The sequence below is a fragment of the Hoeflea sp. 108 genome (assembly GCF_000372965.1).
GTDB lineage: Bacteria > Pseudomonadota > Alphaproteobacteria > Rhizobiales > Rhizobiaceae > Aminobacter.
Map to the genome: position 1 here is coordinate 3,905,517 of NZ_KB890024.1, position 24,869 is coordinate 3,930,385.

The following is a 24,869-nucleotide window of genomic DNA, read 5'->3' on the forward strand; positions in this document are numbered from 1 at the left end:
CACAGAAGGGCCAGAAAAGAGCGCGGCGGTGCAGTACCGAAGCGGGGGATGAATGGTGGTTTCAAGCGTTGCAGAACTGATCACCGAGAAGATTGATTCCATGCCGGCCGGCGAGCGCCGCGCCGCGCAGACGCTGATCGCCAGCTACCCCGTGGTCGGCCTCAAGACGGTGGCGGAGTTCTCGCAGCAGGCGGGCGTGTCCTCGCCGACCATCCTGCGCTTCGTTGCCCGTCTCGGCTTCCAGAACTATGCCGAGTTCCAGTCCGCCCTGCAGGACGAGCTGGCAGCACAGCTGCAGTCGCCGGCATCACGCACGACCACGCCACTTTCTCCCCTGCCCGCATCCAGCGCGCCGATGCTGGAGGCCGTGCTCGAAAACATCCGCGAGACCTTCCGCCACATCTCCGAGCGGCAAATGGCCGATGTCGTCGCCCAGCTCGCCAACCAGCGCTCGCACATCTATTTGATCGGCGGCCGCTTCACCGATCCGCTGGCGCGCTACATGGCCGCCCATCTCAATCTGATCCGGCCGAACGTGACCCATCTTGTCGGCCAGGAAAGCCTGTGGCGCGACCGGCTGATCGACATGAACAAGCGCGACACGCTGCTGATCTTCGACATCAGGCGCTACCAGGATAGCCTGATCCGTTTCGCAGAGAAGGCACATCAGCGCGGCACCACCATAGTGCTGTTCACCGACCAGTGGCTGTCACCGATCGCGCGCTTCGCCCGCCATGTCATCGCCGGCCGCACCGCGGTGCCCTCGGCATGGGACTCTTCGTCGGCGCTGTTCGTCACCGTCGAGACGCTGATCGGCACGTTGACCCGCAAGCTCGAAGCCGAGGGCGCACGCCGCATCCGGGAGATCGAGGATCTGCGCTGAACGGCCGATCCTGCAAAGATTACGCAGATTTAATGTGCGGCAGCGGGCGAATTGCCATAAGCCTCCATCATCGAATTAGGCTATAATGCGATGCCCTGCGCAGCCCTGACGGGTTCGCGCAAGATGTCGCGAGATGATGTGGGACACGCCGCTTGTCGCGGCGTTCGTCCGGACTGGTTCCGGACAGTGCGATTTTAGCAAGACTGGAGTGCGAATGGCCGCCTGGAAGCAATTTGTCTCGGCAATTGTCATTCTGCTCGCCGCCGCGGCAGGCTGGGTGATGTTCGTGCCGAGCTCGCGCGATGTGCTGGCGCGCTGGGGCATCGACTGGGCCCAGGCCTCCACGGGCAAGTCCGAACAGACGCAGTCCGGCAACGGTGCCGGCGGCAACCGCCAGGGCGGGCGTAATGGTGCTGCCCAGACGCCTGTCGTCACCCGGCCCGTTTCATCGGGCACCATCAACGACCAGCTGTCGGCCATCGGCACCGGACGCGCCCTCAACTCGGTCGTCATCAACCCCTATGCGTCGGGCCGCCTGACCGAGATCGCGGTCAAGGCCGGCGACAAGATCGAGGCTGGCGCCGTCATCGCCAGGCTCGACTCCGATTCCGAAGAGATCGCGCTCGAACGCGCCCGCATCAACCAGGGCGACGCCGAGGCGGCACTGGAGCGCATCAAGGCACTCAGGGCCACCAACACGGCAACGACGGTGCAGCAGCGCGAGGCCGAACTGGCGTTGGATACTGCAAAGCTTGCCGTGCGCGACGCCTCGCTAGCGCTCGACCGCCGCGCCATCACGGCTCCCATTTCCGGCATCGTCGGAATCCTGCCGGTCGAGGCCGGCAACTACGTCACCAGCCAGACGACCATCGCCACCATCGACGACCGTTCGCGCATCATCGTCGACTTCTGGGTGCCGGAGCGTTTTACCGGACTGATCGCAGCCGACCAGCCGGTCTCCGCCAACTCCGTGGCACGGCCGGGCCAGGTTTTCGAGGGCGTGGTCAGCGCCGTCGACAACAGGCTGGAGGAGCAGAGCCGCACCCTGCACATCCAGGCCAGGATCGACAATGACGGCGACGCACTGCGCGCGGGCATGTCGTTCCAGGTGTCGATGCGGTTCCCCGGCGACACCTTCCCATCCGTCGACCCGCTGGCGATCCAGTGGGGCGGCGATGGCGCCTTCGTCTGGGCGCTCAACGACGGCAAGGCCAAGCGCGTGCCCGTCCGCATCATCCAGCGCAACACCGACACCGTGCTGGTCGACGCCGCATTGAACAGTGGCGACCAGGTCGTCACCGAAGGCATCCATGCCGTGCGTGAAGGCGCCGCGCTGCTCGTTGCCGGCAGCGAAGGCGCCCAGCGCAGCGGCTCCTGAACGAGGGGCCGCAAATGTCCGTGAACCACACCGATAATGCCGAGAAGGGCATCACCGCACTCTTCGTGCGCCGGCCCGTGCTTGCCTTCGTCATCAACACACTGATCGTGGTTGCCGGCCTCGCCGCCTTCTTCGGCGTCGAGGTGCGCGAACTGCCTGACGTCGACCGTCCTGTCATCACCGTCTCGACCACCTACTCCGACGCTGCCGCCGAAATCGTCGACCGCGAGGTGACGGCAGTGGTCGAGGGTGCGGTGGCGCGCGTCACCGGCGTGAAGTCGATCTCATCCGCCTCGTCCTACGGCAGCAGCCGGGTGACTGTGGAGTTCAACGACGGCGTCGACCTCAATGTCGCCGCCTCCGACATGCGCGATGCGGTCGGCCGCGTCACCAACTCCCTGCCCGACGACGCGGACGCCCCGCGCATCGTCAAGGCCGACGCCAATGCCGATGCGGTGATGCGTCTTGCCGTCACCTCCGACACCATGCCGGTCGAGGACATGACCATCCTGGTCGAGGACCAGATCGTCGACGTGCTCGCTTCGGTCGACGGCGTCGCCGACGTCCAGACCTATGGCGACCGCGCCAAGATCTTCCGCGTCGACATCGACCAGGCAAAGGTCGCGAGCCTTGGCCTGACGCTGGCCGACCTCTCCAACGCACTGGCGAGCGTCTCCTTCGACGCGCCGGCCGGCTCGCTCACCGTCGGCAGCCAGGACATCATCGTCCGGGCGAGCGCCGCCGTACAGACGCCTGAGGCCTTCGAGGCAATCATCATCAACGGCAAGACCAAGCTCGGCGACGTCGCCAAGGTGACGCTGGGCGGCGATCCAGGCTCGACCTCGCTGCGCTCCGACGGCAAGACCGGCATCGGCATCGGCATCGTCCGCCAGGCCCAGTCGAGCACGCTCGACATCTCCAAGGGCGTGCGCGCGGCGGCCGAAAAGATCCAGCAGACGCTGCCCGAGGGCATGAGCATCCGCGTCACCTCCGACGACGCCACCTTCGTGCAGGGTGCCATCCACGAGGTCGAGATCGCGCTGGTCCTGTCGGTGACCATCGTGCTGCTCGTCATCTACGCGTTCCTGCAGGACTGGCGCGCCACGCTGATTCCCGGCTTCGCCATGCCGGTGGCGATGATCGGCACCATTGCCGGCATCTATCTCGCCGGCTTCTCGGTCAACATCCTCACGCTTCTGGCGATGGTGCTTGCAACGGGCCTTGTCGTCGACGACGCCATCGTTGTGCTTGAAAACATCGTGCGCCGGCGCAACGAGGGCATGGGGCCGCGTGCGGCGGCCGTGCTCGGCACGCAGGAGGTGTTCTTCGCCGTCGTTGCGACGACCGCGACGCTCGCTGCCGTGTTCATCCCGATCTCCTTCCTGCCCGGCCAGACCGGCGGCCTGTTCCGCGAGTTCGGCTTCGTGCTGGCGATTTCCGTGCTCTTGTCCTCCGTCGTGGCACTGTCGCTGTGCCCGATGCTCGCTTCGCGCATGCTGACCGAAAAGAGCATCGAGCACGGCCATTCCGGCATTCTCGGCAAGCTTGGCGGCAAACTGGCCGCCATCTACAAAAGCTGCCTGCTCGCCTGCCTCAACGCGCCCATCATCGTCATCCTGGTGTCGGTGCTGTTTGCCGGCGCCGCCTACATCGCCTTTGGCAATGTGCGCCAGGAACTGACACCGACCGAAGACCGTTCGATGGTGATGCTGCGCATTTCGGCGCCACAGGGCGTCAGCCTCGACTACACGACTTCGCAGATGCGCCGCATCGAAACGCTGATCGAACCGCTGCGCAAATCCGGCGAGATCGAAAGCACCTTCGTCAGCGGCGGCATGGGCAACAGCAAGAACAGCGGCTTCATGGTGCTGTCGCTGGCGCCCTGGGACCAGCGCACCCGCACCCAGCAGCAGATCGCCGCCGACATCACCGCCCGCACCGCCCAGGTGCCCGGCGTGCGCACGTCGCTTGCCCAGGCCAACAGCCTTGGCATCCGGGGCGCCGGCAACGGCCTGCAATTCGCCCTGGTCGGCAACAGCTATGCCGAACTCGGCGACGCCGCCGCCAAGGTGCTGGCCGAAATGGAGAAGGACCCGCGCTTCCGCCAGCCACGCCTGTCTACCGAGGCGACGCAGCCGCAACTCTTTGTCACCGTCGACCGCGAACGCGCCTCCGACCTCGGCATCGACATCAAGGGCCTGTCCCCTGCCCTTCAGGCAATGCTCGACGGCCGCAAGATATCAAGCGTCTTCATCGAGGACCGCTCCTACGACGTGAAGCTTGTATCGACCACCAACCCGATCAACGATTCGACCGACCTCGAGAACATCTTCGTCAAGGCGGCCGACGGCCGCTTCGTGCCGGTGTCGACCATCGCCACCCTGTCCGAGCGCGCCGTGCCGCCGTCGCTGTCGCGCGAGCAGCAACAGCGCTCGGTCGCCATCACCTCGGGGCTGTCTGACGACTTCGCCCTCGGCGACGCGCTGAAGCGCGTGCAGGAAATCGCAGGCCCCGTGCTGCCCGCCGGCAGCAGGCTCTTGCCGCTTGCCGAAGCCGCAACGCTGAATGAAACCAGCGGCAGCATGCTGACCATCTTCGGCTTCGCCATCGTCATCATCCTTCTGGTGCTCGCCGCCCAGTTCGAGAGCTTCGTCTCGGCCGTCATCATCATGGCGACAGTGCCGCTGGGCCTCGCCTGCGCCGTCTTCGCGCTGATCCTGACGGGCACCTCGCTGAACGCCTACAGCCAGATCGGCCTGGTGCTGCTTGTCGGCGTCATGGCCAAGAACGGCATCCTTGTCGTCGAATTCGCCAACCAACTGCGCGACCGCGGCATGGGCGTGCGCCAGGCGATCGAGGAAGCCGCGACCATCCGCCTGCGGCCTGTGATGATGACCATGATCTGTACGGTGCTCGGCGGCGTGCCGCTGGTTCTGGCGCAGGGCGCCGGAGCCGAGGCCCGTATCGCGCTGGGCTGGGTGATCGTCGGCGGCCTCGGCCTCGCCACGCTCTCCACCCTGTTCCTGACCCCGGTGGCCTATCTGCTGCTCGGTCGCTTCATCACCCCCAAGGTGGCGGAAGAGGCCAGGCTCAAGCGCGAGTTGGAGGAAGCCGCCTATACCGGCGTGGAACCTGCCGAATAGTTTTAAGTTCTAGGATTTCGGGGCCGGATGGCCAGTCTGCGACGGAATTGCCGCCGCAGACGATGACATCTGCGATCTGATTCTGTATCAGTCCTCGAACTTGGTATGGGGCATGACTTTTTCTTATGCAGGACGGGACGACATGAGCCTGAAATCGATCACTGTCGACGAACTTCAGGCCAGCGTCGGCAAAGAGATCGGCGTGTCGCCGTGGCGGACGGTCACCCAGACCATGATCGACCAGTTTGCGGACGCCACCGACGACCACCAGTTCATCCATTGCGACCCGGAACGCGCCGCCGCCGAGACGCCCTTCGGCGGCACCATCGCCCATGGCTTCCTGACGCTGTCGCTGCTGTCGCCCATGACCTTCGACACGCTGCCGCCGGTCGAAGGCGGCAGCATGGGCATCAACCAGGGCTTCGAGGAGCTGAAGTTCGTCGCCCCCGTGAAGACCGGTTCGCGCATCCGCACCCGCTTCGTGCTGGCCAGCCTCAAGGTCCGTCCCTCCGGCTGGATCCAGGCGACCCATGACGTGACGATCGAGATCGAGGATCAGAAGAAGCCGGCGCTGACCGCTCGCTGGCTGACCATGACCTTCGTCGAGCCCAAGCGCGAAACAGCCTGACCTGACTATTGATCATAGCCCCGATGGGCTACGACCCTCGCCTTGCCGCATCTTGGGGCTGCGTATAGAGTCGCTCGCTCAGATCGAGGAAAGTTGTAGGGCGTATCCTTGTCCAGCAGTGCAGCACAGCGACGCGAAATCCAGAAAGCCGAACTGAGGGCCGAGCTGGTTGCGGCGGCGCACGCGCTGGTGCGGGAGGAAGGCTATGACGGCCTGACCATCCGCAAGCTCGCCACCCGCGTCGGCTACGCACCGATGTCCGTGTACTCCTACTTTGCCGACAAGCACGAAATTCTGATGGCGCTGGCCGAAAACGCCTTTGCCGAGCTGGCGCAGCGGATGCGCCAGAACCAGCCCGAAGACCCCATCGAGGCGCTGAAGGCAGCGCTCAGCGGATATGCGGAGTTCGCCCTCGGCAATCCGAACGAATACCGCACCGTGTTCATGACCGAGAAGCTGCGGCACCCGCCCGAAGAGACCTTCGACCAGATGGAACGGGAGAACCCCGCCTTCCAGGTCATCATCGAGCATGTCGAGGCCTGCGTTGCAGCCGGCAAGCTGAAGGGCGACGCTCGCGCCATCACCACCGCACTTTGGACGATCGCCCATGGTGCAGTGTCTCTGCTGATCACTTTCCCCTTCTACCCCTTCGGAGATCCGAAGGCTTACGTGATGCGGATGGGCGACCTCGCTTTGGCCGGACTGGCCACAACCGAGACGCCGCCGCTCACGGACGAACCCAGCAAGTGCTCTGGGTAGCAGTGCAGTCAGTGCAGTCAGAATAATTTCGTACATGTACGGCTAGACCCCTTGCAATGCGCAAGGTGCGGCCGTATCTGTAAGTTGTTCCGTACATGTACGGCAAAAATTTACGGAGATGACAATGCGACGGACTATTCTGGCGCTCGCGGCGCTTGCCGCGACGAGCGGCTTTGCCATGGCCAAGGACACCCACATCGCCAAGCCGCACGCACATGCTGTTTGCAGTCAAACCATGACCAAGCAGAAGCTCGATTGCGGCACCACAGGTTCGATCACCCGCGATCGTCATGACGGGCCGGTCACGACCGGCGCCACCGGCCGCACCGAACCGCGCCTCGGCATCGACATCAATCCATGGATTGTGCCGAGCTTCAACTGATCCTCCCGAGACGTTGACGCAAAAGCCGCCCCACAAGGGCGGCTTTTGTGCTTTCGGACGTATTGTTCGACCGGTCGACGTCACAAGCTGCTCTTCCGGCCCCCGTTCTTTGCAGCTCCGGTTGCCACCGGCGCGCCGGAAATGGTCGTCGAGGTCACCGACACGGGGTCGCTGGCGGGGAAGCTGTCCTCAAGGCCCTCGTCGAGTTCTTCCTGCAGGACATGCTGGTCCTTAGGCCGTTGGTCGCTGCGGCGCGCGCGTCTTTCGCGTTTCGGCCGCATCCGGCCGGGCCCCTGCATTGGCATTGATGGCATGGCTCTGTCCTCTCTTCAGCGTCGAGGACAAACGCCTGCCTTGCCCCGAGGTTCCGGGCAAGGCACCTCTTCCGGCGGCCTGAAGGCCGGCGTCAGCTGTCGCGAGCAGCTTCCGACAGGAAGCCCCAGACATAGTCGGAGAACGAGCGCCAGCACTCGACACGGAAGGTGTCTTCGCCAGTCCGCAGGATCACGATCTCGACCTTGCCGAGGATGGTGCGCGAGGCAGCGCCCACCGGGAAGGCAGTGAGCGACAGGTCCTGCGGGCAGCCTGAGCTGATCGTGGCAGCCGCGTGCGCGCCGGTTACCGCAATCGCCACGTTGCGGTGCGAGACGTCGACCGCCGAATGCAGGCCCTTGACCGAAGCGCAGTCGGCGACTGGATCGCCGCCGGCCTCGTCGATGACCAGCCATTCGTCCGGGCCGAGCCAAAGCGCAGTGCGGCCGGCCTTGGCCGCGGACGACTTCGGCTTCTGCGGCAGGGTCAGGCCGAGCGCCTTGGACAGAGCGGCAACGGCGTCCGGCCGGGCGCGCAACGATAGCCGGCTTGCCGGCTCCAGCACCTTGAGGGCGACGCCCTGTCCACCGACACTCTTGCCTGAATGAGCCGGGTTCCTGACGGCTGTTGCAACCTTAGCCATTGAGGCGCTCTCCCTTCTCGTCGAAGAACACGGTGCCGGTGACTTCCACCTCGATCACCTTGTCGGGCATGGGCACATACAGCGTCTCGCCGATGCGGTCGCGGCCACCGGCGACCAGCGCCATGGCAATCGAGCGGCCACAGTTTTCCGACCAGTAGCTGGAGGTGACGTGGCCGATCATCTTCATCGGTATCGCCTGCTTGGGGTTCTCGACGATCTGCGCGCCCTCTTCGAGCACGTCACGCGGATCGCGGGTCTTGAGACCGACGAGCTGGCGGCGACCCTTGGCGACCAGATCCGGCCGCGTCAGGCCGCGGATGCCGACGAAGTCGGTCTTCTTCTTGCCCACGGCCCAGTCGAGGCCGGCGTCATTGGGCGTGACCGTGCCGTCGGTGTCCTGGCCGACGATGATGTAGCCCTTCTCGGCGCGCAGCACATGCATCGCCTCGGTGCCGTAGGCGCAAGCCTCGTGCTTCTGGCCTTCGGCCCAAAGCGCCTCCCAGACGGCGCGACCGTAATCGGCCGGCACGTTGACTTCGAAGCCGCGCTCGCCGGTGAACGACATGCGGAACAGCCGGGTCGGCACGCCACAAATTTTGCCCTCGCGCACCGACATGTGCGGCATGGCCTCGTCGGACATGTCGATGCCCTCGACCAGCGGCTCGATGATCTTTCGCGAATTCGGTCCTTGGACGGCGATGACTGCCCATTGTTCGGAGACAGAGGTCAGCCAGACATTGAGTTCGGGGAACTCGGTCTGGAGGTAGTCCTCCATGTGGTTCATGACACGGGCCGCACCGCCCGTCGTGGTGGTGACATGGAAGCGATCCTGTGCCAGGCGCCCGACGACACCATCGTCATAGATGAAACCGTCCTCGCGCAGCATGATGCCATAACGACAGCGGCCGACCTCGAGCTTCTCCCACGGATTGGTGTAGAGCAGCTCCATGAACTTGGCCGCGTCAGGACCGACCACCTCGATCTTGCCGAGCGTCGAGGCGTCAAACAGGCCGGCGGTCTTGCGCACGGTGGCGCATTCGCGGTTGACGGCGGCGTGCATATCCTCGCCCGCGTGCGGGAAGTACCAGCTGCGCTTCCACTGGCCGACATCCTCAAACACGGCGCCATGACCTTCCGCCCAGGCGTGGGTCGGGGTCTTGCGGGTCGGATCGAAAAGCGCGTGGCGCGAATGGTTGACGATGGCACCGAAAGTCACCGGCGTATAAGGCGCGCGGAAGGTGGTGAGCCCGACCTCGGGGATCTCCTTGTTCAGCGCCTCGGCGGCAATGGCGAGACCGTGCATGTTGGAGGTCTTGCCCTGGTCGGTGGCCATGCCGTTGGTGGTGAAGCGCTTGACGTGCTCGATCGAGCGCATGCCCTCGCGCACCGCCTGTCGGATGTCCTTGGCCGTGACATCGTTCTGGAAGTCGATGAACGCCTTGACCGTGGTTTCGGCACCGGCACCAGGGCCTGAACCCAGCATGCCGCCGCTCCAGCCTTCGGCACCCTCGACCTTGATCGAGACACCCTTGCCTGCCTTGGCGCCAACGTCGCGCGCGGCGTTGGCGCCGGCTTCCAGCGCCTGCGAGATCGTGTCTTCCAGGCCGTCTGAGCCGTTGCAGGCGCCGACCGAGACGCAGTCCTGGGCGTAGGTGCCCGGCAGGAAGCGGCGCGTGTCGGCGTCGAAGGCGACCTTGCCGCGCGACTGCGAGAACATGTGCACTGACGGCGTCCAGCCGGCCGACATCAAGAGCGCGTCGACGGCGATGGTGCGCTCGGCGCCGCCGGCCTTGGCCTGCACGGTCATCGACTTGATGCGCTGGCTGCCGTTGACGCTGGTGACGGCGCGGCCGTGATTGACCTCGATGCCGAGAGCGCGCGCCTCGTCGACCAACGGTCCGGACGGGTTGTCGCGCAGGTCGACGATTGCGGCGATGCCGATGCCGGCCTTCTTGAGGTCGATCGCTGCGGCGTAGGCGCTGTCATTGGCGGTGTAGACGCCGACATTGCGGCCGACGGTGACGCCATAATGGTTCAGATAGATGCGCGCGGCGGACGCCAGCATGACGCCGGGGCGGTCGTTATTGGCGAACACCATGTGGCGCTCGATGGCGCCGGTGGCGATGACCACGCGCTTGGCGCGGACCTGCCACAGCCGCTCGCGCGGTGCCTCGCGATCGGGGCTGGCGAGATGGTCGGTAACACGCTCGGTCAGGCCGACGAAGTTCTGGGCGTAGTAGCCGAACGCCGTGGTGCGCGACAGAAGCGTGACGTTGTCCATGGCGGCGAGCTTGGCAGCAACGCCTTGCGCCCATGCCCAGCCGTCCTGTCCGTCGATGACAGCGCCTTTTTCGAAGCGCAGTGCGCCGCCGAACTCGGCCTGCTCATCGCAGATGATGACACGCACGCCGGTTTCGGCCGCAGCAAGGGCTGCGGCAAGGCCGGATGCGCCGCCGCCGAGCACCAGCACTTCGCAATGGGCATAGCGCGACGAATAGTGGTCTGGATCGGGCTGGTCGGGCGCGACGCCCAGACCGGCGGCCGAGCGGATGTTGGGCTCGTAGAAATTCTTCCACGCAGCCTTCGGCCACATGAAAGTCTTGTAGTAGAAGCCGGCCGAGAAGAACGGCGAAGCGAGGTCGTTGACCGCGCCGACGTCGAACGAGAGCGACGGCCAGCGGTTCTGCGAGGCGACGTCGAGCCCGTCATAAAGTTCTTGCACGGTGGCACGAACATTGGGCGTCTTGCGCGCGGCGTCGCGGCTGACGGTAACCAGCGCGTTCGGCTCCTCGGCGCCGGCCGACAGGATGCCGCGCGGGCGGTGATACTTGAACGAGCGGCCGACGAGATGCACGCCATTGGCGAGCAACGCCGACGCCACGGTGTCGCCCGCAAGCCCCGTCATCGACTTGGCGTCAAAGGTGAAGCGCGCGGTCTTCGCCGGCGTCAGGCGGCCCTGGCCGGAAATGCGGTAGGAACCGGCCATCATGCCTCTCCCTTGGTGGAGCGTTTTGCCTTGGGCTTTTCGTTGAGCTGGTCCGGCGGGCGGTTGGCCCAGGCTGCGGGACCGCCTTCGGCGTGAAGCGTCGAGGCGTCAGGTTTCGGCTCACCGGCCTTGTAGGTCAAAAGGAACTTGTCCGAGACCGTGTCGCGCGCCGCGTTGAAAAAACGGGCGCAGCCATGGACATGGCGCCAGCGTTCGAAAACGAGACCCTTGGGGTTCGAGCGGATGAAGAAGAACTTCTCGAAGTCCTCGTCGGAGATCGAAGCGATGTCGGTCGGACGGGCGATATGCGCCTCGCCGGCGTTGCGGAATTCGAGCTCGGGGCGCTCTTCCTCGCAATAAGGGCAACGAATGAGAAGCATCTGGATAAATCCCTAGAGTTCGCCGGGTCCGACAATGGTGCCTTGCGGCTGGTCGCAGAGCCTTTGGCCCAATGCCTCGAACGGTGCGACGCGTCTGATCAGCGTCTCGACAGTATCGGCAGGCAGAAACAGGTCGCGGCTCGAGATGTTGAGGAAGGTAAGTTCGAACGGATTGGCCGAGACGATCACGTGGCGGCCGGGTGGCGCCTCGTGCTCGTCGTCGGGATCGTCTGTCGTCTCGATGAAGGAAACCACCTTGCGCCCACCGCTCCAGACACAGGCGAGCAGGCCCGAAGCGACAGAGAACGGCCACTCCGTCTCGTTGTCGCTGCGGCTGATCGTCTGCAGCCGTACCTCGCTGACGTCGGGGACATGCAGCATGCCCTTCTCGTTGGCGAGGACCAGCGGCGCGGCAACTGCCGCAATGGTGGCGGCGAGCATCGTCATCAGTGGGCGACGGCCGCCGCTGCCGCCTCGTCGATCAGGCGGCCGGTGCGGAAGCGCTCCAGCGTGAACGGCGCGTTGATCGGATGCGGCTCGTCGCGGGCGATGGTGTGGGCGAAGACGTGCCCCGAGCCGGGCGTCGCCTTGAAGCCGCCGGTGCCCCAGCCACAATTGACGTAGAGCCCCTGCACCGGGGTCTTGGCCAGGATCGGCGAACGGTCAGGCGTGACATCAACGATGCCGCCCCACGAACGCAGCATCTTCATGCGCGTGAACATGGGGAACATCTCGCAGATGGCGTCGAGCGTGTGGTTGATGATGTGCAGGCCGCCGGTCTGCGAATAGGAGGTGTACTGGTCGGTGCCGGCGCCGATGACCAATTCGCCCTTATCCGACTGCGAGATGTAGGCATGAACCGTGTTGGACATGACCACGCACGGGAACACCGGCTTGACCGGTTCCGACACCAGCGCCTGCAGCGGATAGCTTTCGAGCGGCATGCGCACGCCGGCCATGTCCATCAGCACCGAGGTGTGGCCGGCGGCAACCACGCCGACCTTCTTGGCGCCGATGAACCCCTTCGACGTCTCGACGCCCGAGACACGGCCGTCGGCGGTGCGGCGGATGCCCTTGACCTCGCAGTTCTGGATGATGTGGACGCCGCGATCGGAGGCGCCGCGGGCATAACCCCAGGCGACCGCGTCATGACGCGCGGTGCCGCCACGGCGCTGCAGCGTCGCGCCGACGACCGGGTAACGGGCGCTGGCCGAGATGTTCAGCGGCGGGCAGTAGGCCTTGGCTTCCTCAGGCGTCAGCCACTCGTTGTCGATGCCGTTCAGCCTGTTGGCATGCACATGGCGCTTCAGCACCTGCACGTCGTGTACGTTGTGCGCCAGCATCATGACGCCGCGCGCCGAATACATGACGTTGTAATTGAGGTCCTGGCTGAGCCCGTCCCACAGCTTCACGGCGTGGTCGTAGATGCCGGCCGATTCGTCATAGAGATAGTTGGAGCGGATGATGGTGGTGTTGCGGCCGGTGTTGCCGCCGCCGAGCCAGCCTTTTTCCAGCACCGCCACGTTGGTGATGCCGTGCTCCTTGGCCAGATAATAGGCCGTGGCCAGGCCATGGCCGCCGGCGCCGACGATGATGACGTCGTATTCGCTCTTCGGCTCGGGCGAGGACCACTGCTCCTCCCAGCCCTTGTGTCCGCGCATGGCCTCGCGGGCGATGGCAAAAACCGAATATTTCCGCATTTTTTCAGGGCCTCGCAGATGCCGGAAGCGTCAGAGCGCGAGGTGTAGCACTAGCGAAAAGGCGCTGTCACCCTTGCCCTGTTTGCGACGGTGTCTGCCGTTTTGCGCCGTCCGTTTGCGACACCCGTCTTGTCGTCGATTCTTGCCGCACGTATCGGGTGGCCCGTGATGCTGTGAATTGCGACCTGTACGCCAGAGCCGGAAGCGTCCGGCCAACTGCCACAGGAGCAAACATGTTCGATCTGAATGGAAAAGTCGCAATCGTGACCGGAGCGAGCTCCGGCATCGGCCGCGAGACGGCAAAGCTGTTTGCGCGGCAAGGTGCGCACCTGGTGCTTGCAGCGCGCGGCGCCCTCCCACTGGAAGCACTGGCCAGGGAAATCCGCGCCGACGGCGGCAATGCGGTCGCACTGGCCGGCGACGTCAAGGACGAAGCCTTTGCCCAAGCCCTGGTTGAGAAAGCGGAGACGTTGTTCGGCGGCCTCGACATCGCCTTCAACAATGTCGGCCTGGTCGGCGAGATGGGCCCGATCACCGAACTGGAACTGGCAGGCTGGACCGAGGTGATGGAGACCAACCTGACCAGCGCCTATCTCGGTGCCAAGCACCAGATCCCCGCGATGCTGAAGCGCGGCTCGGGCTCGCTGATCTTCACCTCGACCTTCGTCGGCTACACCGCGGGCATGCCGGGTATGGCGGCTTATGCCGCGAGCAAGGCCGGCCTGATCGGCCTGACGCAGGTGCTGGCCGCGGAATACGGGTCGCGAGGCATCCGAGTGAACGCGCTGCTGCCCGGCGGCACCGACACGCCGATGGCGACTTTCAAGACCGCCGACGAGCGCGCCTTCGTCGAGGGCCTGCATGCGCTGAAGCGCATCGCCCGCCCGGAGGAGATTGCCCGCTCGGCGCTCTACCTCGCCTCGGAAGCCTCGAGCTTCACCACCGGTGCCGCCTTGCTCGCCGACGGCGGGGTGTCGATCAACCGGCTCTGAGACCAAAACACCCCCGAGACCCGCGTCTCGGGGGTGCCAGAGCGATCAGGCCGTGCCGAGGCGCGCGGCCTTCATGTTGGGCAGGAAGATCGTCAGCAGGCCGAGCATCGGCAGGAACGAGCAGAGCTTGAAGACGTATTCGATGCCGCGTGAGTCGGCGATCACGCCGAGGACGGCTGCTGCGATGCCACCGATGCCGAACGCGAAGCCGAAGAAGATACCGGCGATGAGGCCGACACGGCCGGGCACCAGCTCCTGGGCGAAGACGACGATGGCCGAGAAGGCCGACGCCAGGATCAGGCCGATCAGCACCGTCAGCACCTTGGTCCAGAACAGATCGGCATAGGGCAGCATCAGCGTGAACGGCAGCACGCCGAGGATCGAGAACCAGATCACCGTCTTGGCGCCGAAGCGGTCGCCGATCGGGCCGCCGAGGAAAGTGCCGAGGGCGGCCGATCCGAGGAACAGGAACAGCAGGTACTGCGATTCCTGCACCGTTACGCCGAAGCGCTCGATGACATAGAAGGTGTAGTAGCTCGACAGGCTCGCCGTATAGGCCTGCTTGGAGCAGACGAGGATGGCCAGAACGACAAGCGCCGACAGCACCTTCTTGCGCGGCAGCGGATTGAACAGCGTGGGTGCCGCGCGCTTGGCGGCGCTGACGATGTGGCGGCTGTACCAGACGCTGACGCGGACGAGCACGACGATGCCGACCATGGCCGCGATCGAGAACCAGGCGATGCCGCCCTGCCCCAGAGGCACGACGATGAAGGCCGCGAGCAGCGGCCCGAGCGCCGAGCCGAAATTGCCGCCGACCTGGAACAGTGACTGGGCAAGGCCGAAGCGGCCGCCGGAGGCGAGGCGCGCCACGCGGGACGATTCGGGATGGAAAATCGCCGAACCCAGGCCGACAAAGGCCGAACCGACGAGCAGCATTTCGTAGCTGTGCGCGAAGGCCAGCGTCAGCAGGCCGATCAGCGTCAGGCACATGCCGATGGGCAGCGAGAACGGCAGCGGCTTCTTGTCGGTGTACATGCCGATGACCGGCTGCAGCAGCGACGCGGTGACCTGGAAGGTCGTGGTCAAAAGGCCGATCTGCCAGAAGTCGAGCTTGTAGTCGTTCTTCAGCATGGGATAGAGCGACGAGATCAGCGACTGCATAACGTCGTTGAGGAAATGGCTGAAGCTGACCGCAAGAAGAATTGCCATCACCGTGCCATCGGCGGAAGACGAACGGGCTGAAATGGCTGTATCGGTCACGGCATGACTCCGGGAACATTCTCAAAGGGACAGGTTGCAATAAACCTGCCCGGCCGAGCTTTCATGGTGCACGATGCGGTACTGTGGGGGCCAGTTATCAGGCCTTGGCAGAGCTCGCGAGCGTAGTGAAACGCCCCGGCGTGATGCCGAAGCGGGCGCGGAAGTGGCGTGTCATGTGGCTCTGGTCGGCGAAACCAGAGGCTGCGGCGACCTCGGCCAACGGCTCGCCGGCTGCCATGCGCGAGCGCGCATTCGCCAGCCTGCGCCCGACGAGATAGCGGTGCGGCGAGGTGCCGACAAGCCGGCGGAAGGCGCGCGAAAGCTCGAAGCGGTCGAGCCCGGTGATGCGTTCGAGATCATCAGAACTCACCGGCCGGTCGAACTCCTCGGCCAGGAACGAGCGTGCTGCGGCAACCTCGTCGACGGGAAGCTGCGCCGTGCGCCGTGGCCTTGCGTCGTCGCTGCGACGGGCCAGATGCTGGGCGACATCGGCGATGAAGGCATCGGCCTGCAGCGGCTCCATGGCGCCGGGGAAGTCGGTGAAGGCCTCGTCGATCAGAGCGGCAAGCCCGGCGTCGCGCTCGACAACGCCTGGCACGAACGGCAAAAGCCTGTCGCGGCCGAGCGCCCGGCAGATGAGCCACGGCTCGATGTAGAGCATGCGATAGGAAAAGCCCTCGGGCGCGCCGGCATGACCGTCATGCACCTCGTCGGGGTGAATGACCATGCATTCGTCGCGGACGCTGACCCTGTCGCTGCCGCGATAGCGGAAGGCCTGCGCGCCCGACAGCGTGTGACCGACGGCATAGGTTTCGTGGCGGTGCGGATCGTAGGCATGGCCGCCGAAGCGCGCGACAAGGCGCTGCAAGCCCTGGGTCGGTTCGTCGGTGGCGATGAAGTCGTTGATCATCCAGGGCGGATCCGCGGTTCCCAAGGCAGCAATGTCGTGGGGCTTGCACAAACGTTCAAGACCCTGTCAGGCGCAAGCAGCTAACCTCCGGCCATGATGTACCCGACAAAAACCGCCCTGATCCTCCTCGACCATCTCGCCGCCTGGCAGAAGGTCAACATCTCGGCCTTCCTGACCGGCGGTCTGATGCACCGCTTTCCTGAAATGGCTGGCGAAGCCTATCGCGATGGCAACGACAACTATTATCTCGCCATGATCCGCGAGCCGGTCTTCGTCTATGGCGCGGACGTAGAGACGATGCGGCGCACCTTCGAGCGGGCCCGCTCGCGCGGCATCCCCTTCTCCATCTACACACGCCCGCTGTTTGCCACCAGCAACGACGCCGACAACCGCGCTTCGGTGGCGGCGACACCCACAGCCGAGCTCGAGCTCGTCGGACTCGGCCTGCATGGCGATCGCAAGCTCGTCGATAAGATCGTCAACGGCCTGAAGTTTTTGGTGTAGGCAGTTTACTTGGATGCAGCCAGGCGCTTGGAGATCGGCTCGAACTCCGGCGTCGGCTTGCGCTTGACCGGATCGGGCTCGTTCTTCTCCTGGGCTTCCCAGTATTTCCAGTTCACCTTGCCCGCGCCGAGTTCGTAATCCATGCCGTCCCAGGCGTCCTCGCGGAAACTGTAGAACGCCCAGTGCAGGTTGTTGGCGTCGAGATTGGTCAGCACGTCCTCGAGATATTGCTTGCAGAACGGCAGGCGGCGCATGCAGCCGAACTCGCCGGCGACCATGCGGTTGCGGGCAATGCCGCGGCTGTCGGCCCATTCGATGGGCTGGGCGAGATAGGCCTTCACCCGCTCGGCATCCCACTTCTGCGGCTCGCCATCGCCGAACGGCACCTTGCCCGGATAGGCGTAGGGCTTGTCGCGCTTCATGTTGGGGGCGCTTGTGGCGGCATAGGGTTCGTACATATGAAATGAATAGAGCACGCGCTGGTCGGTCAGCGCTGCCGGCCAGTAGGAGAATGCGTCGGCCGCCGCATACCAGCCGGCGTCAGCCATGACCGGCGTCACCGGATCGACCTCCCGGATCGCCTTGATCACCGTGTCGTAGAAGGCCCTGAGGTCGCGGGAGCTCTCGGCATTGCTGGTAAACCAGGAGCGCATTTCAGCGATCGAGGCGTGCTCGGCGAGCCCGCCTTCCTTCTCCGGTGCCGGCTCGTTGACGATATTGTAGGCGGCGACGGCAGGATGATCCTTGAGTTCTCGCGCCAGGTCGCGCCAGAAGGCGGCGGTCTGCGTCCAGTACGCCTTGTCGGCCCACAGGCGCCCGTCGAACCTGTTGTCGTTGTTCTGGGCCCAGCGCATGCCCGGCAACGACAAGGGCGCTATCACCACCTTGAGGCCGGCCTTGTCGGCGCGGTCGAGCACTTCCTTCAGCGTCTTCACGTCTGAGGCGACGAGCCCCTCATACTTGTCGGCGGTGCCGATCAGGAAGTCGCGCTTCTCCGGCTTCCACTTGTCATAGGACAGCCGCACCCAGGTCGCCCCATAGCCGCGCAGCGCATCGAAATAGGCCTGATCGGGCGGCAAACGGTTGAAGCTGTTGCCGCCATGCTGGGGCTCATCCCAGAAGCCGATGAGATCGGCGGCGCGAGCCTGCGGAATGGCCGCCGTCAGCGCCAGGGCGAAAATCAGTGAACGCATGGAATGCCTTGCATGTGGGATCAGAAGATGAGAGAGGCTTCCTCAGCGACGAATGCGGCGGAAGTGCGCATCGCCCGCGGCCTCGTTTCCCACAGATCTCAGGAAACGCGGCCTTTGCAGTGGACAGGCAGGCCTGATTCTGCTATCAGCCGCCGACAATTCCCGGTGGAACCCATCGCGAAGGCATTCTGGCTATGGCCGGCGCCTTCAGATTAGAACCCGAAAGACAGGATCACACGTGCAGGTACTCGTCCGCGATAACAATGTTGACCAGGCGCTTCGCGCGCTGAAGAAGAAAATGCAGCGCGAAGGCATCTTCCGTGAAATGAAGATGCGCGGTCACTACGAGAAGCCTTCCGAGAAGCGCGCCCGCGAAAAGGCTGAAGCCGTTCGCCGCGCCCGCAAGCTGGCCCGCAAGCGCGCCCAGCGCGAAGGTCTGCTGCCGAGCACCCCGCGTCCGGCTCCTTCGGCTGCCGGTGCCCGTCCGGCACGTTGATCTGCCTATCTTTGGTCCTTTTCGAAGGATAACGACGAGGTGGGGCGACTAATCATCGCCACCACCTTTTTGTTTTGTCCGGATTGCCACCGGATGCAGCGCCACCTGCCCGGGGCGCAAGCGAGGGACAACGAGCAATGAATGCAGTCGTGAGCCACCGCAGGCCTTCCGCGCGCGCGGGCGCCATGACCGCTCTCATTCTTGGTTTGGCCATTGCCGGCTGCCAGTCAGGCGGCCCGGCCGGCGAGCTGACCCGCATCGACACCATGCAGGGTTCGAGCGAGAACATCTCGTCGCTGAGCGCCGTCATCGCCAGCAATCCCAACGATCCCGAAGCCTACAATGTCCGCGGTTCGGCCTATGGCCGTGGCGGCAAGTACCGTGAGGCGCTGCAGGACTTCGACCGGGCATTGCAGCTCAACCCCAGCTACTACCAGGCCTATTCCAACCGGGCGCTGATCTTTCGCTTCCAGGGCAATCAGGCTGCGGCGCTGGCCGACTACAACAAGGCCATCCAGCTCAACGCCTCCTACGACGCCGCCTATATCGGCCGCGGCAACCTCTACCGCAAGGCCGGCCGCACCCAGGACGCCTTCAACGATTTCCAGAAGGCGATCGAACTCGACACCACCGATCCGCGCGCCTACCACAATCGCGGCCTGATCTATCAGCAGCAGGGCCAGCACGCATTCGCCATCGAGGACTTCTCCAAGGCGATCTCGCTGTCGCCCGATGCCGCCGAGCCATACAACGGCCGCGGCCTGTCCTATCTCGCCACAAATGACGACGAGAACGCCTTCGCCGACTTCAACATGGCGATCAAGCTCGACGGCAAGATCGCCGAAAGCTGGGCCAACCAAGCGCTGATCTATGAGCGCCGCGGCGAAAAGGGCAAGGCCGCCAAGTCCTACTCCGAGGCTGTCCGCCTCGACCCGAACTACAAGCCGGCCGTCGACGGCCTGGCACGCGTCCGCAGCGGCGCCTGACACAAGGGACGGCGGGCCACATCGTGAACTGCCTCGTCGTCCTGTCGCATCCGCTGCCCGAAAGCCTGAACCGCCACTTCGCCGACATCGCGATGCGCGAACTGGCCGCTGCCGGCCACAAGGTGACGCTGCTCGACCTCTACGGGAGCGAATTCGACCCGCGCCTGACGCCTGCCGAACGCGGCTCCTATTATGGCGAGCGCTTCGACGAAACGGCCCTGGAGTTCCATGCGCAAGCCCTGCGCGAGGCCGAAATTCTGGTGCTGGTCTTCCCGACCTGGTGGTTCGGCCTGCCCGCGATGCTCAAGGGCTGGGTCGACCGGGTCTTCGCGCCTGGCATCGCCTTCGACCACGGCAGCGATTTCGGCCCGATCAAGCCGCTTCTCCACAATCTTCGCCATGTCGTCGCCGTCACCACACTCGGCAGCCCCTGGTGGGTCGACAGGCTGGTGATGCGCCGCCCCGTGCGTCGCATCCTGAAATGGGGGCTGTTCAAGGCCTGCGCGCCCAAGGCCAGCTTCGCCATGCTGCCTTTTTATGCCGCAGAAAAGCCTCAGCCGCAGCGCGTCATGCGCTTCGCCGACGCGATTCGCCGGCAATTGCGCAAGATCGCCTAGCCGCCCCTCATACGGGAACCTTTCGGCGGCTATCCGGTTGATATTGCTTCATCCCTGAAAGGACCCTCCGATGAACAAGCTCATCATTGCAGCCCTCGCACTTCTGCCGTTTTCAGTCCCGGCCCATGCGCAGTTCGGCGCAAAGATCGGGCTCTTGAGCTGCACCGTCGACGGCGGAACCGGTTTCGTCATCGGTTCAAGCAAGGATTTGCAGTGCACCTTCACTCCCGTCAACCGCAACCGTCCCCAGCAGATCTATTCCGGCCGCATCAACAAATATGGCCTCGACGTCGGCATGACCAAGGGCGCCAACCTGGAGTGGCTGGTGCTCGCCCCCTCCAAGGACGTGAGCGCGCATGACCTTCTGGCCGGCAACTATGTCGGCGCCAGCGCCGAAGCCACCATCGCCGTCGGCCTCGGCGCCCACGTGCTGGTCGGCGGCTCGCACCGCTCGATCGCCCTTCAGCCCCTCAGCGTCCAGAACCAGACCGGCCTGAACGCCGCACTTGCCATCGGCGCCCTGCAGCTGGTGGCGCCGCTGAAGTAGCAACGACCCGAACTCACAGAGAAGCCGGGCGCGGAGCTTTTCCGCGCCCGGCTTTTTTCTCCCAACATGGAGATCGGCTGCCGCAATTGACGGTATGCCACTGCACCTTTCGGGCTTTGCAGTTTCCCGGCATCTCTTCGCGAGCTGGATGGCCAGCTCACGAGGGAACGCGAATGCCCGACACAGCCAGCCTCATTACCTTCGCAGCAATCGCCCTCGGCATGGTGCTGACGCCGGGGCCGAACATGATCTACCTCGTGTCACGTTCGCTCAGCCAGGGGCCTAAGGCCGGCCTGATCTCGCTCGGCGGGGTGGCGATGGGTTTTGTCGTCTACATGCTCTGCGCCGCCTTCGGCATCACGGCGCTGGTGCTCGCCGTGCCCTACGCCTACGACGCCATCCGCCTTGCGGGTGCTGCCTACCTGCTGTGGCTTGCTTGGCAGGCAGTACGCCCCGGGGGACGCTCGCCCTTCCAGCTCCGCCAGCTGCCCCGCGACACGCCGCGCAAGCTGTTTGCCATGGGCTTCCTCACCAACCTGCTGAACCCCAAGGTCGCCGTGCTCTATCTCTCGCTGCTGCCGCAGTTCATCGACCCGGCCGACGGTAGCGTGCTCACCCAGCTTCTCGTGCTCGGCGCAATCCAGATTTCCATCAGCATCACCGTGAACGCCCTCATCGCCATTTCGGCCGGCTCGATCTCGACCTTCCTCGCCGGCAATCCGGGCTGGGTGGCGATACAGCGCTGGCTGATGGGAACGGTGCTCGCCGGTCTCGCGGTGAAGATGGCGACGGAAGCACAGCGGTAAGTAGCGCAGTCCCCTGTCATTCCCCCTCGGGCCTGCCGGCCAGGGAAGGGATGACACGATCGCAAAAGCAAAAAGCCCGGCGTTTTGCCGGGCTTTTCGTTGTCGGTGATGTCGATGGGCTGGCTGAGCTTTTGGCTCAGTGGTCCATGGCCTTGACGATCTCTTCGGTCATCTTCTTGGCGTCGCCGAGCAGCATCATGGTGCCGTCCTTGTAGAACAGCGTGTTGTCGATGCCGGCATAACCCGAGCCTAGGCTGCGCTTGACGAACAGGCAGGTGCGGGCCTTGTCGACGTCGAGGATCGGCATGCCGTAGATCGGCGAGCTCTTGTCGTCGCGCGCCGAGGGGTTGGTGACGTCGTTGGCGCCGATGACATAAGCGACGTCAGCCTGGGCGAACTCCGAGTTGATGTCTTCGAGTTCGAAGACCTCGTCGTAAGGCACGTTGGCTTCGGCCAGCAGCACGTTCATGTGCCCGGGCATGCGGCCTGCCACCGGGTGGATGGCGTATTTGACCTCAACGCCATTGGCCTTGAGCTTGTCGGCCATCTCGCGCAGCGCATGCTGGGCCTGGGCCACCGCCATGCCGTAGCCCGGCACGATGATGACCTTCTGGGCGTTCATCATCAGATAGGCCGCATCGTCGGCAGCGCCCGTCTTGACCGTGCGCTGGATGCCGTCGTCGGTTGCAGCCGCCGTCTCGCCGCCGAAGCCGCCGAGAATGACGGAGATGAACGAGCGGTTCATGCCCTTGCACATGATGTAGCTGAGGATCGCACCCGAGGAGCCGACCAGCGCGCCGGTGATGATCAGCGCCAGGTTGCCGAGCGTGAAGCCAAGTGCTGCTGCCGCCCAACCCGAATAGGAGTTGAGCATCGAGACGACCACCGGCATGTCGGCGCCGCCGATCGGGATGATCAACAGCACGCCGAGCGCCAGCGACAGGGCGACGATCAGCCAGAAGATGGTCGTCGACTGGGTGGTGACCAGAAGCACGATCAGCACGACCAGGCCGATGCCGAGTGCGGCGTTGATCAGATGGCGGGCCGGCAGCATGATCGGCTTGCCCGACATGCGGCCGTCGAGCTTGAGGAAGGCGATGACCGAGCCGGTAAAGGTGATGGCGCCGATGGCGACACCGAGGCTCATCTCGACCAGGGCCTGGCCATGGATGGCGCCGACCGAGCCGATGCCGAAGCTTTCGGGCGCATAGATCGCGGCAGCCGCGACCATCACGGCGGCCAGACCGACGAGGCTGTGGAAGGCAGCGACCAGCTGCGGCATCGAGGTCATGGCGATGCGGCGTGCGGTCAGCGCACCGACGCCGCCGCCGATGACCAGGCCAAGCACGATCAGGCCGAGGCCGGTCGCCGACGGCTTGGCCAGCGCCAGCGTGGTGGCGATGGCGATGGCCATGCCGATCATGCCGTAGGTGTTGCCCTTGCGGCTGGTGGTCGGATGCGACAGGCCGCGCAGCGCCAGGATGAACAGGATGCCGGAGACCAGGTAGAGGAAGGAAGCGAGGTTCACGTTCACGTCACTTGTCCTTCTTCTTGTACATGGCCAGCATGCGCTGGGTGACGAGGAAGCCGCCGAAGATGTTGACCGAGGCCAGCACCAAGGCGACGAAGCCGAAGCCGGTGGCAAGGCCGGAAGCGGCGATGCCGACGGCAAGCAGCGCGCCGACCACGATGACCGACGAGATGGCGTTGGTGACGGCCATCAAAGGCGTGTGCAGTGCCGGGGTCACCGACCACACGACGTAGTAGCCGACGAAGATCGCCAGAACGAAGATGGCGAAGCGGAACACGAACGGGTCGATCGCCCCGCCCGAAGCGGCATGGGCGACATTGCCCGCGGCTTCGACGGCGGCTTGCGAATTGGCCAGATCCTGGACGCCCAGACGCACGGCGGCAACCGCCTGGTCGAGCTGGTCGAGGGCTTTCTGAAGACCTTCCATCACGCGTCTCCCTCAGATGACTTCTTTGCGCCGGTTCTGGACGCAGCAGGCTTCTTTGCCGCTGCAGGCTTTTCCGATTTGGCAGCCGCCTTCTTCGGCGCAGCCTTGGCAGCACCGTCGGTCGCCGGGTCGTCGCCGCGGTTCTGGCCCGCAACGATCGGCTTTGGTTTTTCCGCTGCAGTCGACGCCGCAGCCGCCGCATTGGCGAAGTTGGGGTGAACCACCTTGCCGCCATCGGTCAGCATCGTCGCCTTGACCAGCTCGTCGTCGCGGTTGATGGCGATCTGCTTGGCGCCCTTGTCGATCAGCGTCTCGAGGAAGGCAAACAGGTTCTTGGCGTAGAGCAGCGACGCCGACGCCGCGACCCGGCCCGGCACGTTGAGATGGCCGACGATCTTGACCCCGTTGGCCGTGGTGACCACCTTGCCGGGCACAGCACCTTCGACATTGCCGCCGCGTTCGACGGCGAGGTCGACCAGCACCGAACCCGGCTTCATCGAAGCGACCACCTGGGCCGACACCAGCTTCGGCGCCGGACGGCCCGGGATCAGGGCGGTGGTGATGACGATGTCCTGCTTGGCGATGTGCTCGGCGGTCAGCGCCGCCTGCTTGGCCTGATACTCCTTCGACATCTCCTTGGCGTAGCCGCCAGCGGTCTCGGCGGCCTTGAACTCCTCGTCCTCGACGGCGAGGAACTTGGCGCCGAGCGAGGCGACCTGTTCCTTGACCGCCGGACGCACGTCCGTGGCAGTTACGATGGCGCCCATGCGGCGCGCGGTGGCGATCGCCTGCAGGCCGGCGACGCCGACACCCATGATGAACACCTTGGCCGCCGGCACCGTGCCGGCAGCGGTCATCATCATCGGCAGCGCCCGGTCATATTCGGAGGCGCCGTCGATGACAGCCTGGTAGCCGGCGAGGTTCGCCTGCGACGACAACACGTCCATCACCTGGGCACGCGTGATGCGCGGCATGAACTCCATGGCAAAGGCGGTCACGCCTGCCTTGGCCATCGCAGCGACCGCCGCGTCATGGCCATAAGGATCCATGGTGGCGAGCACGGCAGCGCCCGATTTGTAGGTCTTGAGCTCGGCCTCGCTCGGCCGCCGCACCTTCAGCACCACATCGGCCTTGGCCGCATCCGCAGCCTTGCCGATCTTTGCACCCGCCGCCTGGTAATCGGCATCGGTGATGCGCGACAAGGTCCCTGCCCCAGCCTCGACAATCACATCGAAGCCAAGTGCCGCCAGGCGTTTCACCGTCTCCGGCGACCCGCCAACACGACCCTCAATCGGATCAATCTCTCTTGGTATGAATATTGTCTGGCCCACCGTAACGTCCTTTCGGCTGGAACCTTACCCAACGTAAGGCAGCGAACGCGAAACGGTGCGTCGGCCCCCTACCAA

Annotated in this window: 25 protein-coding genes; 13 read left to right on the top strand and 12 right to left on the bottom strand. The window is 64.9% G+C overall.

Annotated elements, in window-relative coordinates:
• Positions 1 to 55: 55 nt before the first annotated feature.
• The 6 genes from B015_RS0119360 to B015_RS0119385 all read left to right on the top strand — a co-directional run bounded on the left by B015_RS0119360 (position 56) and on the right by B015_RS0119385 (position 7,173).
• On the top strand, positions 56 to 883 hold the full coding sequence (locus tag B015_RS0119360; protein ID WP_026227491.1) for a MurR/RpiR family transcriptional regulator: 828 nt from the start codon (positions 56 to 58) through the stop codon (positions 881 to 883).
• 214 nt (positions 884 to 1,097) lie between these two features.
• Complete coding sequence (locus B015_RS0119365) at positions 1,098 to 2,261, top strand: efflux RND transporter periplasmic adaptor subunit (protein WP_018429395.1); 1,164 nt, start codon at positions 1,098 to 1,100, stop codon at positions 2,259 to 2,261.
• Positions 2,262 to 2,275: 14 nt separating this feature from the next.
• A complete protein-coding gene (locus B015_RS0119370; protein ID WP_018429396.1) occupies positions 2,276 to 5,404 on the top strand; it encodes an efflux RND transporter permease subunit in 3,129 nt (1,042 codons plus the stop codon).
• Positions 5,405 to 5,546: 142 nt separating this feature from the next.
• Positions 5,547 to 6,032, top strand: coding sequence for a MaoC family dehydratase (locus tag B015_RS0119375; RefSeq protein WP_018429397.1), 486 nt, complete (start codon positions 5,547 to 5,549; stop codon positions 6,030 to 6,032).
• Positions 6,033 to 6,140: 108 nt separating this feature from the next.
• Complete coding sequence (locus tag B015_RS0119380; RefSeq protein WP_018429398.1) at positions 6,141 to 6,791, top strand: TetR/AcrR family transcriptional regulator; 651 nt, start codon at positions 6,141 to 6,143, stop codon at positions 6,789 to 6,791.
• 124 nt (positions 6,792 to 6,915) lie between these two features.
• A complete protein-coding gene (locus B015_RS0119385) occupies positions 6,916 to 7,173 on the top strand; it encodes a hypothetical protein (protein ID WP_018429399.1) in 258 nt (85 codons plus the stop codon).
• 80 nt (positions 7,174 to 7,253) lie between these two features.
• On the opposite strand, the gene B015_RS0119390 is transcribed toward B015_RS0119385, so the two are convergent.
• The 6 genes from B015_RS0119390 to B015_RS0119415 form a co-directional block, all read right to left on the bottom strand.
• Positions 7,254 to 7,487: a hypothetical protein gene (locus B015_RS0119390; protein ID WP_245262214.1), complete on the bottom strand. Its 234-nt coding sequence runs from the start codon at positions 7,485 to 7,487 to the stop codon at positions 7,254 to 7,256.
• A gap of 92 nt (positions 7,488 to 7,579) precedes the next feature.
• On the bottom strand, positions 7,580 to 8,128 hold the full coding sequence (locus tag B015_RS0119395; protein ID WP_026227492.1) for a sarcosine oxidase subunit gamma: 549 nt from the start codon (positions 8,126 to 8,128) through the stop codon (positions 7,580 to 7,582).
• Positions 8,121 to 11,114 carry a sarcosine oxidase subunit alpha gene (locus tag B015_RS0119400; RefSeq protein ID WP_026227493.1) on the bottom strand — a complete coding sequence of 998 codons (2,994 nt, stop codon included), beginning with the start codon at positions 11,112 to 11,114 and terminating at the stop codon, positions 8,121 to 8,123. Before B015_RS0119400 ends, B015_RS0119395 begins: the two co-directional genes overlap by 8 nt.
• On the bottom strand, positions 11,114 to 11,494 hold the full coding sequence (locus tag B015_RS0119405; RefSeq protein WP_018429403.1) for a sarcosine oxidase subunit delta: 381 nt from the start codon (positions 11,492 to 11,494) through the stop codon (positions 11,114 to 11,116). The genes B015_RS0119400 and B015_RS0119405 overlap by 1 nt, the downstream gene beginning before the upstream one ends.
• A gap of 12 nt (positions 11,495 to 11,506) precedes the next feature.
• Entirely contained in the window at positions 11,507 to 11,941 is a 435-nt protein-coding gene (locus B015_RS0119410) for a hypothetical protein (protein ID WP_018429404.1), read from the bottom strand.
• Positions 11,941 to 13,194, bottom strand: a complete 1,254-nt coding sequence (locus tag B015_RS0119415) for a sarcosine oxidase subunit beta (protein WP_018429405.1) — start codon at positions 13,192 to 13,194, stop codon at positions 11,941 to 11,943. Before B015_RS0119415 ends, B015_RS0119410 begins: the two co-directional genes overlap by 1 nt.
• Before the next feature lie 233 nt (positions 13,195 to 13,427).
• On the opposite strand from B015_RS0119415, the gene B015_RS0119420 reads away from it, so the two are divergent.
• The gene (locus tag B015_RS0119420; protein WP_018429406.1) at positions 13,428 to 14,186 is read left to right on the top strand and encodes an SDR family oxidoreductase; all 759 of its coding nucleotides are present in this window, start codon (positions 13,428 to 13,430) and stop codon (positions 14,184 to 14,186) included.
• 45 nt (positions 14,187 to 14,231) lie between these two features.
• On the opposite strand, the gene B015_RS0119425 is transcribed toward B015_RS0119420, so the two are convergent.
• Positions 14,232 to 15,395 carry an MFS transporter gene (locus B015_RS0119425; RefSeq protein ID WP_018429407.1) on the bottom strand — a complete coding sequence of 388 codons (1,164 nt, stop codon included), beginning with the start codon at positions 15,393 to 15,395 and terminating at the stop codon, positions 14,232 to 14,234.
• Positions 15,396 to 15,543: 148 nt separating this feature from the next.
• Entirely contained in the window at positions 15,544 to 16,356 is an 813-nt protein-coding gene (locus tag B015_RS0119430; protein WP_018429408.1) for an AraC family transcriptional regulator, read from the bottom strand.
• A gap of 93 nt (positions 16,357 to 16,449) precedes the next feature.
• On the opposite strand from B015_RS0119430, the gene B015_RS0119435 reads away from it, so the two are divergent.
• Positions 16,450 to 16,860 carry a DUF2000 domain-containing protein gene (locus B015_RS0119435; protein ID WP_026227497.1) on the top strand — a complete coding sequence of 137 codons (411 nt, stop codon included), beginning with the start codon at positions 16,450 to 16,452 and terminating at the stop codon, positions 16,858 to 16,860.
• A gap of 5 nt (positions 16,861 to 16,865) precedes the next feature.
• On the opposite strand, the gene B015_RS0119440 is transcribed toward B015_RS0119435, so the two are convergent.
• On the bottom strand, positions 16,866 to 18,053 hold the full coding sequence (locus tag B015_RS0119440) for a cellulase family glycosylhydrolase (protein WP_018429410.1): 1,188 nt from the start codon (positions 18,051 to 18,053) through the stop codon (positions 16,866 to 16,868).
• 238 nt (positions 18,054 to 18,291) lie between these two features.
• Between B015_RS0119440 and rpsU the strand changes: the two genes are divergently transcribed.
• From rpsU to B015_RS0119465, 5 genes are all read left to right on the top strand, one after another.
• Entirely contained in the window at positions 18,292 to 18,549 is a 258-nt protein-coding gene (gene rpsU / locus B015_RS0119445) for a 30S ribosomal protein S21 (protein WP_018429411.1), read from the top strand.
• A 137-nt stretch (positions 18,550 to 18,686) separates the two neighbouring features.
• On the top strand, positions 18,687 to 19,535 hold the full coding sequence (locus tag B015_RS0119450; RefSeq protein ID WP_026227498.1) for a tetratricopeptide repeat protein: 849 nt from the start codon (positions 18,687 to 18,689) through the stop codon (positions 19,533 to 19,535).
• 23 nt (positions 19,536 to 19,558) lie between these two features.
• Complete coding sequence (locus tag B015_RS0119455) at positions 19,559 to 20,152, top strand: NAD(P)H-dependent oxidoreductase (RefSeq protein WP_018429413.1); 594 nt, start codon at positions 19,559 to 19,561, stop codon at positions 20,150 to 20,152.
• A gap of 70 nt (positions 20,153 to 20,222) precedes the next feature.
• On the top strand, positions 20,223 to 20,699 hold the full coding sequence (locus tag B015_RS0119460; protein WP_018429414.1) for a DUF992 domain-containing protein: 477 nt from the start codon (positions 20,223 to 20,225) through the stop codon (positions 20,697 to 20,699).
• 173 nt (positions 20,700 to 20,872) lie between these two features.
• Positions 20,873 to 21,505 carry a LysE family translocator gene (locus B015_RS0119465; RefSeq protein WP_018429415.1) on the top strand — a complete coding sequence of 211 codons (633 nt, stop codon included), beginning with the start codon at positions 20,873 to 20,875 and terminating at the stop codon, positions 21,503 to 21,505.
• A gap of 136 nt (positions 21,506 to 21,641) precedes the next feature.
• On the opposite strand, the gene B015_RS0119470 is transcribed toward B015_RS0119465, so the two are convergent.
• The 3 genes from B015_RS0119470 to B015_RS0119480 are packed head-to-tail and all read right to left on the bottom strand — an operon-like array spanning position 21,642 to position 24,794.
• Positions 21,642 to 23,039, bottom strand: a complete 1,398-nt coding sequence (locus B015_RS0119470) for an NAD(P)(+) transhydrogenase (Re/Si-specific) subunit beta (RefSeq protein WP_018429416.1) — start codon at positions 23,037 to 23,039, stop codon at positions 21,642 to 21,644.
• A 1-nt stretch (position 23,040) separates the two neighbouring features.
• Positions 23,041 to 23,463, bottom strand: coding sequence for an NAD(P) transhydrogenase subunit alpha (locus B015_RS0119475; RefSeq protein WP_018429417.1), 423 nt, complete (start codon positions 23,461 to 23,463; stop codon positions 23,041 to 23,043).
• Positions 23,463 to 24,794: a Re/Si-specific NAD(P)(+) transhydrogenase subunit alpha gene (locus tag B015_RS0119480; RefSeq protein WP_026227500.1), complete on the bottom strand. Its 1,332-nt coding sequence runs from the start codon at positions 24,792 to 24,794 to the stop codon at positions 23,463 to 23,465. The genes B015_RS0119475 and B015_RS0119480 overlap by 1 nt, the downstream gene beginning before the upstream one ends.
• Positions 24,795 to 24,869 lie beyond the last annotated feature (75 nt).